This window comes from Chitinophaga sp., from assembly GCF_039596155.1.
Taxonomy (GTDB): Bacteria; Bacteroidota; Bacteroidia; order Chitinophagales; family Chitinophagaceae; genus Chitinophaga.
Genome location: NZ_JBCNKF010000019.1, coordinates 119,200 through 133,120, shown reverse-complemented (window position 1 = coordinate 133,120; position 13,921 = coordinate 119,200). Strand labels below are relative to the sequence as shown.

General features: G+C 46.5%; 10 protein-coding genes. 8 read left to right on the top strand and 2 right to left on the bottom strand.

The genetic code is table 11. From position 1 onward, the window contains the following. Positions 1-13 precede the first annotated feature (13 nt). The 8 genes from ABDW33_RS18955 (at position 14) to ABDW33_RS18920 (ending at position 12,117) form a co-directional block, all read left to right on the top strand. Complete coding sequence (locus ABDW33_RS18955) at positions 14-601, top strand: sigma-70 family RNA polymerase sigma factor (RefSeq protein WP_343691659.1); 588 nt, start codon at positions 14-16, stop codon at positions 599-601. A gap of 789 nt (positions 602-1,390) precedes the next feature. Beyond that, positions 1,391-2,329, top strand: a complete 939-nt coding sequence (locus tag ABDW33_RS18950; protein WP_343691658.1) for a FecR domain-containing protein — start codon at positions 1,391-1,393, stop codon at positions 2,327-2,329. A 40-nt stretch (positions 2,330-2,369) separates the two neighbouring features. Continuing rightward, positions 2,370-5,822 (top strand): SusC/RagA family TonB-linked outer membrane protein, encoded by a 3,453-nt coding sequence (locus tag ABDW33_RS18945; RefSeq protein ID WP_343691657.1) that lies wholly within the window; start codon positions 2,370-2,372, stop codon positions 5,820-5,822. 18 nt (positions 5,823-5,840) lie between these two features. Next, positions 5,841-7,298 carry a SusD/RagB family nutrient-binding outer membrane lipoprotein gene (locus tag ABDW33_RS18940; protein WP_343691656.1) on the top strand — a complete coding sequence of 486 codons (1,458 nt, stop codon included), beginning with the start codon at positions 5,841-5,843 and terminating at the stop codon, positions 7,296-7,298. A 13-nt stretch (positions 7,299-7,311) separates the two neighbouring features. Further along, complete coding sequence (locus ABDW33_RS18935; RefSeq protein WP_343691655.1) at positions 7,312-7,995, top strand: glycerophosphodiester phosphodiesterase family protein; 684 nt, start codon at positions 7,312-7,314, stop codon at positions 7,993-7,995. Continuing rightward, entirely contained in the window at positions 7,995-8,807 is an 813-nt protein-coding gene (locus ABDW33_RS18930; RefSeq protein WP_343691654.1) for a glycerophosphodiester phosphodiesterase family protein, read from the top strand. The genes ABDW33_RS18935 and ABDW33_RS18930 overlap by 1 nt, the downstream gene beginning before the upstream one ends. Before the next feature lie 26 nt (positions 8,808-8,833). After that, entirely contained in the window at positions 8,834-10,396 is a 1,563-nt protein-coding gene (locus ABDW33_RS18925) for a metallophosphoesterase family protein (RefSeq protein ID WP_343691653.1), read from the top strand. Continuing rightward, a complete protein-coding gene (locus ABDW33_RS18920; protein ID WP_343691652.1) occupies positions 10,393-12,117 on the top strand; it encodes a cytochrome c peroxidase in 1,725 nt (574 codons plus the stop codon). Before ABDW33_RS18925 ends, ABDW33_RS18920 begins: the two co-directional genes overlap by 4 nt. Here the strand turns inward: ABDW33_RS18920 and ABDW33_RS18915 are convergent. Both ABDW33_RS18915 and ABDW33_RS18910 read right to left on the bottom strand, forming a co-directional pair. After that, positions 12,114-12,809 (bottom strand): hypothetical protein, encoded by a 696-nt coding sequence (locus ABDW33_RS18915; RefSeq protein ID WP_343691651.1) that lies wholly within the window; start codon positions 12,807-12,809, stop codon positions 12,114-12,116. The genes ABDW33_RS18920 and ABDW33_RS18915 overlap by 4 nt on opposite strands. 6 nt (positions 12,810-12,815) lie before the next feature. Continuing rightward, positions 12,816-13,889: an acyltransferase gene (locus ABDW33_RS18910; protein ID WP_343691650.1), complete on the bottom strand. Its 1,074-nt coding sequence runs from the start codon at positions 13,887-13,889 to the stop codon at positions 12,816-12,818. Positions 13,890-13,921 lie beyond the last annotated feature (32 nt).

Here is a 13,921-nt window from a genome sequence, read left to right as displayed (position 1 = left end):
CTACTCAAGTCGTATGGCAGTGGGACAAAACGATGATATACTACTTTGGGAACAGTTTTGCAAAGGGGATAAGCGGGCATTCGACAGGGTGTGGGCTTATTGGTTCCCTATCCTATACAAATACTGTAACAGGTTCACTGACGACAAGGGCCTGATCAAAGATGTATTACAGGATTTTTTTATTGACCTGTTTACCAGCCGTTCCCAGCGTAATCATGTACAGCATCTGAAGAGCTATTTGATGATTGCAGTACGTCGTAAACTGTTGCGCGCTATCAGTCAACAGAAAGCCCGTTCCACAGAAGACCTGGGCAACGAGGAAAGCTACGGCTTTTACCTCGATCTCTCCGCCGATCATCCCATCATCCAGCAACAGGAATTGCATCATCGCAAACAGGTTGTACAACATGTAATTAATGGGCTGAGTAATCGTCAGCGGGAAGCCATTTATCTCTATTTCTTTGAAGACATCGGTTATGAAAGTATCGCTGAGATTATGTCTATGAAAGAAGTAAAGTATGCCAGGACCCTTATCTACCGAGCGCTGGATGAAATGCGCGAGGTGATCACACGTAATAAACAACTCACCGAATTATTGTAATCTTTAAAGGTTTGGAATTGCTGCAGGTGTTTTATGCACGAGTGGTTTCCTGTTGTTGAAAAGGAGATCAGACACTAGCAGGAATGCACTTGACAATTTCGTTAATTGGGGATTGAGGGTGTTCAATTTCGTTAAATCGGCATTGAGCATGTTCCTACCTTTTGTTAATGAATGGAGCAGCATGTTATCAAATACCATAAATAATGCACTTGATAATTTTGTCAACCGGCGCCTGAAGGTATTTAGAGTACTTCGTACCACTTATTATATGAAAAGGAAATAGTGGATGTCATCCATGTATAAGACTAACTACGCTTAACAATTTGTTTAAATAGCGGCTGAGGGTATTTGCATCACTTCCTGCCTCTTATTAAGTGAAAGGGAAATAGCAGACGTGATCCATGCATAACACGCTTAACAATTTGTTTAAATAGCGGCTGAGGGTATTTGCATCACTTCCTGCCTCTTATTAAGTGAAAGAGAAATAGCAGATGTGATCTATACATAACACGCTTAACAATTTGTTTAAATAGCAGCTGAGGGTATTTGTATCACTTCCTGCCTCTTATTAAGTGAAAGGGAAATAGCAGATGTGATCCATGCATAACACTAACTACGCTTAACAATTTGTTTAAATAGCGGCTGAGGGTATTTGCATCACTTCCTGCCTCTTATTAAATGAAAAGGAAATAGCAGATGTGATCCATGCATAACACTAACTACGCTTAACAATTTGTTTAAATAGCAGCTGAGGGTTTTTGCATCACTTCCTGCCTCTTACTTATAACAATGGACCAAGAACAATATACAGTAGCGGAACTGATGACAAATCTCAGTTTCAGGGCATGGGCCAATCAATCTGACGATGAGGCCCGTGTATACTGGGAACAATGGTTAGCTGCCCACCCGGATAGTCGTGGCGATATAGATACCGCACTCCTTTTACTTTCTGTATTGAAAGCAAATGAAAACGGTCCCACCACTGCAGACCTGTCCGAAATGCAGGAGAGATTTGATACGGCCCTCGGACGACGCCGCCGTATCTCGTTGTATCGCTGGACAGCCGTTGCCGCATCACTGTTATTCCTTATAACTACAGGTTTCTACTTTTATAATAAACGAACCACTATCCATACCGGCATCGCTATGACTAAGACCATACAATTGCCGGATGGTTCCAGTGTCGTACTGAATGCCAACAGCACCCTCCAATATAAAGGACATGATGTATGGATCGACGGGGAGGCCTACTTCAGTGGTGAACACCATGACCTGAAAGTGCACACAGGGGGGATGGACGTAGCCGTGTTAGGTACAGCCTTCAACATCTACAACCGTCATCAGCAGATTGAAGTATTGCTGGAATCCGGTAAGGTCCATGTAACAGGCGCCGGTTGGGCGGCTACTGCAGGAAGTATCGACATGGCTCCCGGCGAGATGATCCGCCTCGACGCCGTCCATAAAAAAATGGAACGCATCACCCCGGAGTCTTATACCTCCTGGAAGAGCGGTCGACTCATCTTTAAAAATACGCCACTTTATAAAGTAGCAGCCTTACTGGAAGAAAATTACGGTTTTCATGTACAGTGGAAAAGCAACAAGTTAAAAAATGAACGCTTTTCCGGCTCCTGTCCTTTAGATAATACAGACATTCTCCTGGCTGCTATCAGGTCAGTGTACAATGACCAGCTATCAGTCCAGGCTAATCATACGATTGTATTCGAATAAGCTATTATCACTTCGTAAACAGAAAGCGCATTAATTTTTTATGAAACGCAAATTGAACAGGTACGTTGTCCTGACTGTCCTCCTATTGCTGGAAGTCTGGCAGGTTAGGGCTCATACTGCTCCCATCGCCTATAACTATGTGAGTGAAAAGGTCTCGCTGATTGCAGCACTCCAGAAAATGGAAGACATTTTTCATGTGAACTTTAACTACAATGACGCCACTGTGGCCAACAAATATGTGTACCTTGAACAGTTCCCGCAGCAGGGTACTTTCAATGTAAACAAGGTCGCACAAGCCCTGCAGCCACTGGGCCTCACCATCGTGAAACTGGGCCATACAGATTATGCTATTCAGCGGATCACGGCTGCCCATACCATCACCATCACCGGTGATGACCACAAGGTGATCAATGGTACCGTTACCAACGACAAAGGTGAACCTGTACCAGGCGCACTCATCACCGATCAGGCTACAAAGAAAATGGTGGTGGCAGACGATCAGGGCCACTATTCTATAGAAGTTGATGGCGCTACCACCCTGGTTATTCACGCTGTTGGTTTCACCAACAAAACCGTGAAAACCGGTAATAGCAACATGCTGAACGTACAGCTGCTGCCCGATGTGAAAGACCTCTCTGCCGTAGTCGTGACTGCCTTAGGTATCAAACGTGAGGAGAAAGCACTGGGTTACTCTATCGCTACTATGGATGGCTCTAAACTCAACACCGTAAAAGATGTGAATGTGGTGAACAGTCTTTCCGGTAAGGTAGCAGGTGTTGACATTCGTGCTGCCAGCTCTGATCCGGGTAGTTCTGTGTTAATCACTATTCGTGGCGCCAGTTCTATTGCTAACAACAACCAGCCACTGTTTGTCGTAGACGGGGTGCCTGTCGCCTCGGCTAACAGGAGTCCCAATACACCGGTAGGCCAGGTAACGGTTGACTATGGCAGCCCGATCTCCGATGTAAGTCCCGATGATATCGCCAGCGTAACTGTACTGAAAGGTGCCAGTGCTGCAGCATTATACGGCAGCCGTGCGGCAAATGGTGTGATCCTCATCACTACCAAAACAGGCAATGGCAAGAATAAAAAAGGTTTAAATGTGAGCGCGAACTTCAGCGCTCTCTATGATAAAGCGTGGCAGTTCCCCGACTTCCAGAGTGAATATGGTGCCGGCGATGCGACCGGTTCTGTAGATCCTTCCAATACACTTTCTACTGCATCATGGGGACCTAAGCTGAACGATGGCTCCAAGCATATCCAGTGGAATAGTCCTACCGATGAAAACGGTAACCTGGTTGCGACGGACTGGATTGCTTATCCTAACAGGGTAAAGGATTTTTATGAAACCGGTTCTACCTATACCAGCAACGTTGCGGTGACGGGCAGTAACTTCCGGCTCTCTTATACCAACCTGCAGAATAAAGGCATCACGCCTAACACAGGTCTGCAGCGGAATAACATCAACCTGGCAGCAGGGTACGATCTGAATCCGAAGATCAAGGTGACGACCAATATCGCTTACACCAACAATAACAGTAATAACCGGCCTACGTTCAACAGGGGTAGTTCCAGTTATATCCTGTATACCATGCCGGCGAATATTAACTCCGAACTGCTGAAAGACTACTGGCAGAAAGGGCAGGAAGGATTGCAGCAGTTTTCTCAGGACCAGGGGAGTACAGATAATCCTTACTTCGTAGCTTACCAGCTCACGAATGCCTACAACCGTCACCACGTAACGGGCAACGTTCAGTTGACCATGGAACTCGCGAAAGGACTTACATTAATGGGGCGTACAGGTCTCGACTGGTATACTGAAACCGACGAAAGCAAACGTGCGGTAAGTGCCGTTAAGAATCCTAATGGTGGTTATTATATCGGTACTCTTTTTGGCAGCGAACAAAATACAGACTTCCTGCTCACGTATAAGAAAAGTCTTCAACACGATTTTGCATTTTTCGTAAGCGTAGGTGGTAACCGCATGGATCAGCGTTCTAACTCGCAGTCACAGTCCGCCAGCAAACTGGTAATGCCGTCCGTATACAACATCTCCAATGCGGCTGCAGGTACCATCACCAATGCATCTTATAAGGCCACCAAGCGCATCAACAGTTTGTATGCGATGGGCGAACTGTCTTACAAGAGCTATGCATTCCTGGATCTGAGTGCTAGAAATGACTGGTCCAGCGCGTTGCCTGCTAACCACAACTCCTACTTCTATCCGTCTGCCTCTTTGAGCCTGATCCTTTCTGACATGCTGAAGATTGAACACGGTGCATTGTCTTACGCCAAAGTAAGAGTAAACTGGTCAAAGGTGGGTAGAGACACTGATCCTTACAGCCTGTACAACAGCTTTACCTTCAGCTCACCTGACTGGGGAGATGTAAAGATGGCGACTTTCAGTACTACACTGAAGAACAACAACCTGAAGCCGGAGATCGCCACTTCTTATGAAGTAGGTACGGATCTCAAATTCTTTAACAACAGGCTGGGTATCGAAGCGACCTGGTATACAACGGACAGCCGTAACCAGATCATCCAGATCCCGACCACGATGGCCAGCGGCTATAGTGCACGTATCATCAATGCCGGTGAAATCCGTAACAGGGGTTGGGAAGTAGCTGTACATGGTACACCTGTTTCAGGCAAATTCATCTGGGATATTGGTGCCAACTTCACCCGCAACAGGAACAAAGTGATTACACTGGCAGATGGTATTACGTCTTACCTGCAGGGTACTGCAGAAGGGGTGCAATACCAGGTGCGCGAAGGGGAATCACTGGGCGACATGTATGGTGGTACCTGGAAGACAGTACCTGACGGACCTTACAAAGGACAGGAACTGCTGGATGAAACGGGTCATAGCCAGAATGCTACTAATCTTGTGAAGATCGGCAATTACAATCCTGACTTTTCACTGGGTATTACCAATACATTCAGCTATGGTCACTTCACCCTGAATACACTGATCGATTATCGGCAGGGTGGTAAGTTCTTCTCTTATATGTTTATGAACCTGCTGTCGGATGGTCGTACAAAAAATACACTGAGAGGCCGTGACCTGGCCCATGGTGGCCTTGCCTGGAACGATGGTACCAGCGATCGTACAGATGGTATGATTGAAGATGGATATATCGACAATGGGAATGGCAACTATGTGAAGAATACCAACATTACAGACCCTGAAAGTTACTACGGTGATTACTATTGGAAAATGCATAGCCGCAATACTTTCAGTGCTACCTATGTAAAGCTGCGTGAAGTGAGCCTGACCTACCTGTTCAGCAAGGAGCAGACGGGCAGACTCCCTATCTCCAACCTGAGTGTGTCACTGATAGCCCGCAACCTGTTCAGCTGGTCAGCAGCAGGCAGCGGGTATGATCCTGAAACAGCGATGACCATCAAAGGTGGTAGCATTACGCCAGGTACAAGTAGCTGGTCACTGCCATACACCCGTTCTTATGGTGTGAAACTGGGCCTTAATTTTTAATATTCATACGACGATTATATGAAAAAGATATATGCCATTGGAGTGCTTTTCCTGTTAAGTGCGTGTACGAAGAACTTTTCGGATATCAACACAGATCCCAATACGGCGACTACAGTCAATCCGCAATACCTGTTGTCTACATCACTGGTAGCTACAGCATATCCTTACCAGGATGATGCATTCCTGGATAAGCCTGCCGAAGCAGCCCGGTATATTACGAAGGTGCGCAATGAAGGTGATGACCTGTTTGGCTGGTCGGGAAATAACTGGGATGGGTATTTCGGTGCCCTGACCACCAATAAAACCTTTCATGACCTGGCCGCTGCCAGGGGAATGTTGCAATACACTGCAATATCTGATATCATCAGGGTTTTCAACTTCGCTTATATTACAGATCTATATGGAGACATACCTTACAGTGAGGCCTTACTATCTAAAGATAGTAGTATAGTACATCCCAGATATGATCAGCAGAAGGATATCTATCCTTCACTGATGGCCACACTTACCGCCGCCAATGATACGCTGGCTGCTACTACAGCGGCAATCGATGCTACCTACGACATCCTGTATGGAGGTGTAGCCCTGAAATGGCGGAAATTTGCCAATGCACTGCACCTGCGCCTGTTACTGCGGATGTCTAAGCAATCTGCCACTGCTTATACCGAGATGCAGAATATGCTGAACAATCCTTCCAGGTATCCTTTGTTCGCAGACAATAGTGATGATGCTGCACTGAAATACCTGGGCGTGAATGCAAGTGACAGCTGGCCGGGTGGTAACCTGAATAATAAGACAACAGAAATTGATAAGTACAAACCGTCTAAAGAGATCGTAGACACCCTGCTGCGCCTGAATGACCCAAGATTGTCCATCTGGTTTGCACCTGTATCCAGTGCTACGGGCTACACGGTAGATCCTAATCAGTATGTAGGTGTACCGAATGCCATTCCTTCTCCGTATGATTACAACGGGGGCGAAACGCATATCTCAAAGATGGCTGCCATCTTCTACGCTAACCAGAATAAGTTGCTCCGGGCGAGTATGATGTCGTATACAGAACAATGTTTCATACTGGCAGAAGTGGTACAGGCAGGTAAGGTAACCGTGAGTGGGGAAACAGCGGCTTCATTGTATAATAAGGGGATCAGTGCATCGCTGGATGCATATGGTATTTCTTCGACAGCAAAGGCAACTTACCTGGCACAGGCAGCCGTGCAGTACAATGGTACATTGGTGCAACTGATCACGCAGAAGTGGCTGGCGAATTTCCTGAAGGGACCAGAAGGATGGTTCGATCACAGGAGAACAGGTTATCCTGCATTCGTAACTGGTCCGCTGGCGGCTATTTCAGAGATCCCTTCCAGGTATAAGTATCCTACTACAGAGCAGGCTTATAACCTGGACCAGTATAACGCAGCGGTATCCAGGCAGGGTGCGGATGAGATAACAACCAGGATGTGGTATTTAAAATGATAAACAGATAGCTATGCAATTTTATTTAATGCTGTTGATTGCATTGCTGCCAGTTGTAAAGCATAAACATGTCGTGATCGCCCATAGAGGCGATCACACTGTTTTACCGGAGAATACATTGGCGGCTTATTCAAGTGCAATTGAGAAAGGAGTAGATTATGTGGAAGTAGATCTGAGAACGTTTAAAGATGGACGTTTATATATTAGTCATGGCCCGCTGACGGAGCTGAATGAAAGTGTGCCTTCGTTTGACGAGGTACTGAAGTTATGCAGGGGCAAGGTCAACATCTACCTGGATTTTAAGGATGCAGACCCGGTAGTGGTGTATCCGATAATCAGGAAGGCAGGAATGGAAAAACATATCGTTGTATACTGCAATACCCTGGCACAGGTAGATGACTGGCACAAAGTAGCACCGAAGATGCCATTGATGACGAGTATACCAGCGGAAGTGAAAGACCTGCATACGTTTCTTGACAGGTACCCGGTATCAGTGGTTGATGGGGATATTGGTCAGTACACCCCTGCCATGCTGGCTGTTTTTAAAGCGAGGCATGTGGCCGTCTGGCTGGATGTGCAGGCAAGGGATGAAGGGCCGGACAGCTGGCAAAAGGCCCTGGATACATCCGTACAGGGCCTGCAGACAGATCACCCGGGCGCATTGATCAATTATCTTATACAAAAAGGGACCAGGTAATGAATAAGCTATTATTTTTACTGTTATTTATGGCGCCGGTGGACACCATTATAAAGGACTTCTATCACCATCACCAGTATATTTTGGTAGCGGCTCACCGTGCCGATCATGAGGTGTACGCGGAGAATTCCCTGCCGGCTATTCAGCGGGCTATAGAGAAAGGTATTGACATTATAGAAATAGATGTCAGGGAAACCAAAGATGGTGTATTGGTGTTAATGCATGATGAAAGCATTGATAAGAAAACAGACGGGCATGGAAAAGTGGCAGAGATGACATTCTCTGCATTGCAGGCCGTACACCTGAAAAGAGAAGGTGTGGTGACGACGGAAAAGATTCCCTCCTTTCAACAGGCATTGCAGATGGCACGCGGCAGGATCATGATTGATATTGACTTTAAGGCAGATACCCGTAGCGCCATGGTTTCGACCTGTAAGCTCGTAAAAGCGATGGGAATGGAAAAACAGGTGTTATTCTTTGTATATGACTATAAAGATGCCGATCTTGTACGTGCAATAGATCCGGATATACCGGTGATGCCGAGGGTACATAATGCTGCAGAGACCATGGCCGTGGTGAGCCAGGGACGTTATCCTATCCTGCATGGAGATGATGATTTTTATACAGATAGCCTGATGCAGGTGGTGAGGAAAGCAAATATGCGGGTGTGGATGAACGCGCTGGGAGACTATGATGACCTGGGCGAGAAGGGGTTTGATTCATTGTTACAGAAAAAACAGGTGAATGTGATACAGACGGATAGACCGGAAGAATTGCTGGCCTATTTACGCAAAAAAGGACTACACAGATAAATTATCACAAAAAATCATATAGCAAGATGAAGCAGGGATGGTTGCTACTTTGTTTATTTTTCTTTTCGTTTTTAACGGTCCGTGCGCAGAACAGTGATGGCGATGAAGATCCGATCACCGTGATCAGGGGGCCTTACTTACAAGTGGGATCGCCCACAGGTATGACAATCCGCTGGCGTACAAATGTGGCGACCCGTAGCCGGGTACGTTTTGGAACTACCGTGAATAAATGGGATATGCTGCAGGATGATTCTACGATTACCACGGAGCACATCGTGCGAATTACCGGATTACAGCCGCATACGCGCTATTATTATACGGTAGGCACCTTTGCCGATACCCTGCAGGGAGATGCGAATAACTACTTCTACACACTGCCCGAAGTGGGCAGTAAAAACCTGATCAGGATTGGTGCATTTGGCGATTGCGGGAATAACTCTGCTAACCAGCGGAATGTAAAACAATCGGTGCTGAAATACCTTGGCAACAACTATATGGATGCGTGGATATTGCTGGGCGACAATGCTTATGGCAGCGGTACTGACCAGGAGTTCCAGACGAAGTTCTTCAATATTTATAAGGATGACCTGTTAAAACAACATCCCATGTACCCTACACCGGGCAACCATGACTACAACGACCATGATTTTCCTGGCGCAGTAGAAGTGGCGGTACGTACACACAAGACTGCTTATTACCAGAACTTCTCCATGCCTACCGAAGCAGAAGATGGGGGTGTTCCTTCTCATAACAAAGCATTTTTTTCCTTTGATATCGGTAATGTACACTTCATTTCGCTGGATAGCTATGGTAAGGAAGAAGACCAGTATAAATTGTATGATACACTGGGACCGCAGGTACAGTGGGTAAAGCGCGATCTGGCAGCCAATAAGAACAGGCAGTGGGTAATTGTTTACTGGCATCATCCTCCTTATACCATGGGATCACATAATTCTGATGAAGCAGAGGACCTGATCAGCATTCGTGAGAACTTTATCAGGATCCTGGAACGTAATGGCGTAGACCTGATCCTGTGTGGACATAGCCATGACTATGAGCGTTCACGCCTGATGAAGGGACACTATGGCATGATGGATTCATTTGATCCGGCGGTACACAACCTGAGTCGTTCCTCAGGGTTGTATGATGGCAGTGAGAATAGTTGCCCGTATGTGAAAGATTCGCTGAACGCGGGAACGGTGTATGTGGTAAGTGGTTCGGCTGGTAAGCTGGGTGGCAGGCAAAAGACGTATCCACACAAGGCCATGCAGTATGCGAACGACACGAACGGTGGCGCGACAATGCTGGAAATTGAAAACAATCGCCTGGACCTGAAATGGATCTGTGGAGATGGTGTGATCCGTGATCATTTCACGATGATGAAGGAAGTGAATAAGCACAATGAGATCAAGGCAAAGGCGGGTCAGCCACTGACATTGACGGCTTCATTCGTGGGAAACTATAAATGGAGTGAGAAGGGGGCTTCTACAAAGTCCATCACCGTGAAGCCAGCAAAGGGCACCACGATATATACAGTAGAAGATAAGGAAGGTTGTATAAAAGATACCTTTACAATTACAGCGCGATGAAGAAGATAAAGGTGCTCACCGGGATGTGTTTGTTATTGTGTATGGGGATAGTAGGTGAAGCGCCGACAGCATACCCGGAGCAGACGGTCAGGTATTTTAAAGAACAGCAGGTAATATTTGCTGACAAGGCAAAAGCATTACAGGCTGCGATCTCAAAATACGATGTAAAGGATCGGGTGGCCGTGGAGCAGGCAAAACATGCATTGAAGGAATGCAGGATTGCTTATAAGCACATCGCGTTTTTCCTTGAATACTTTTTTGTAAGTGAGGCGTATGTGTTTAATACACCGGCAAAATACGAGGTGGAAGAGCCTTATATAGAATATGAAGAGCCGGTGGGATTACAGCAGATAGAAGCATTATTATATAGTCATGCATCGAAAGAGGAATTGATGCAGCAGGCAGACATTGTCGCGGAAACGGCGGCAGGTCTGCCTGCTTTGTTATATCACTTTAAGGCCACGGATGCCCAGGTGATGGAAAGTGTGCAGTTGGAACTGATCCGGATCCAGAGTCTGTATATTACGGGGTATGATGCACCCTCCCTGCAATGTGGAATAGAGGAGGCAGCGGCGGCAATGGATGCTTTACGGCATGTAATAGGCGTGGATAGTATCTGGGCTGCAATGTCGGCTGCATATACCTACCTGGCTGCGCATCCTGATTATAACAGTTTTGACAGGCTGACGTTTATTACTGACTATGCGATGCCGGTACAGCGGATGCTGTCTGTCCAGGAGGCCACACACACAGTGAGGGCATTGAAAACAACGGCGATTTTTGGCTCCCGTGATCCTTTTAAAAAGGAGACATTCACACAGGGAGCAGATATTACGGTAGATGGGTTGGGGGATGTATTGCGTAATGGAGATAACAGTGCGCCGAAGATTGGGTATGATACTGCTTTGGGGCGCCAGTTATTTTTTGAGAAGCGATTGTCAGGAAACAGGCAGCGTAGCTGTGCCACCTGTCATTTACCGGATAGGCATTTTACAGATGGTATGCCGCAGAATGCTTCCCTGTTGGGCGGTTTCCTGCCAAGGAATACCCCTTCACTGTTATATGCTACTTACCAGTATGCGCAGTTCTGGGATGGTCGTGCAAAGAGCCTGGAAGAGCAGATAGATGTTGTATTGCATAGTCCGGCGGAAATGGGTGGGTCGGATGATAGTATCGCAGCGCGGATGCAGTTGCCGAAAGGGAAGATCATTCGTGCACTGGCGGCTTATATACGTACCTTGACACCGTTTAATTCCCCGTTCGATCATTATTTAGCTGGAGATAGAAAGGCAATGACGGCGCAGCAGCGGCATGGGTTTAACATTTTTATGGGCAAGGCCCGTTGCGGCAGTTGTCATTTTGCACCCTTGTTCAATGGGTTGACACCTCCGTTGTTTAACCGGACGGAATTTGAAATATTAGGTGTACCGCGGGATAGCAACCTGCAACATCCGGTAGCAGATACAGACAGGGGAAGGATTGCCGTATTTCCCGTCACCTTTTATGAAGGGGCGTTTAAAACACCTACAGTAAGGAATGCGGCGGCGACGGCGCCTTTTATGCATCATGGTAACTTTAGAACGATGCAGCAGGTGATAGATTTTTACAACCAGGGTGGCGTAACGCCGGTGATGCACCAGACGTTGTCGACTGATACGTTAGGGTTGAGTAAAGAGGAGCAGCAGGCGGTTATTTCATTTTTGGATGCTTTGGTGGATTAGGGGAGTATTGTTGAATGGCGTGCATGGTTCAGTGCGCGTTTGGGCGGATAAAGTAATTGTTTGAGGGGGTACCATGCATCAGAGGAATCTCTGGAACAGATATCCCGATACACCCATTGACCATCGTGTTTTTCCAGATAATCAGGTATGTCAGTGAATGGTTTGCCCGATTTAGTTGTATGGGCAGTGTAAAAAGCGGATTCCCTGATTTTAACATGCGCTAATTGCCGCCAGGTCCCTTTCCTATAGTATTGAATTTCAAAATGATTTAACAGTGAAAAATCAGGAACCTGTTCGCAGTAAACAATAGCGGTATCGCCAATAGTAAACAGGCAGAAAGGGCCGGAGCCTGTGCCGATAAAAAGCGTGTCTTTAGGGTGACCGGATAGCAGGATATATGCTTCTACATTCCCGTAATAGCTGACTAATGCATCTTCATTTACTGTATCGTCTAACTTGGGTACACTATCTAGTTCATGAAGAGCATCCCGTAATTTCAGGTGTGAACGCACGGTATCCTTCCGCCCATCCCCATCAAAGTCGCCATAAGCTTGCAGATGTGTGACAGCTACCAATTCCTGCCGGAGGGTTTGGTGGGATTTGGGTTGAGTGATGATTTGCTTTGGAGCCGGCCTTTTTTCTGCACAGCTCCATAACAGGATAAGTATATAACAGCATACATATCGGTTCATAAATATTCATTTTGCAAGTATCCTCTCTCTCCATTTAAGGAACGGCTTTTCAATCAGCATCCTCATCAGCCATGCGGCAACCAGGCAGTTAACTGCGCAAATGATAAACATAAGTGTACTCTCTTTGTCAACTCCCCATTGTGAGATGATTTTCTGGGTCACATTGATGACGATCTTGTGGCTTAAATACAGCGCATAAGAGAGCGCTGCCAGGGAACCTGTCAACTGATTACCATGTTTATATAAGAAGCAGTCTGGACTTGCCGCCGCTGCTACAATACATCCATAACCAATGGCGATCAGAGGGAAACCATAAATGCTTTGATTGAACAGATCTTCATCATCACACAGGATGTAGGCACCAGCCAGTATGAAGAGTCCTCCAATGAGTAGCGGGGTACTGTACCTGTATAGTTTCTCTTTGACAGCAGCCAGGCTGATACCCACCAGTAACCCATCGAGGCGGGAGAAGGTGGGATAATAGATCCATTTGTACCACACCATCCAGTTATCAGTAGTGGCAGGGAGATAAAAATGATTCCAGCAGTAGTAACGAATACCAAAACCTGCGAGGAAAAGGGAGGCGACAAACCATGGCGCGATTTTAGTTAACCTGTTATTTCTGAAAAAGATAATCAATATAGGAAGGAACAGGTAGAACTGTTCTTCGATACAGAGGGACCATGCATGGGAAAAGGCACCGGTGTTTTTTAAGTCAAGACCGATGTTTTGGGTGAAGGTGATAAATTTCCATAAAGGTGCAGGTGTATCACGTTCCCGTAGGTACGGGAATAAAAAGTACAACGCTACGATAAAGAAATAGGCGGGGAAGATGCGGAAGGCTCTTTTGGTATAAAACGTTTTCAGTGAGATGGGATCTTCGGCAAAGAGCTGGCCGGCAATGAGGAAGCCACTAAGCACGAAAAAGAGATCAACACCTGTCCAGCCAAAGCTACTGATGGTTGGAACCCAGGCCGGATGACCGAAGCTGTTGTAATGGAACAGGAAAACGAAGGTAATAGCAAATGCGCGAAGGTGGTCAAGCCCATAGAGCTTGCGGGCAGTAGGTGGATGTTGCATAGTAAGTAAAAGGAAACAGCTGCAAAATAGCT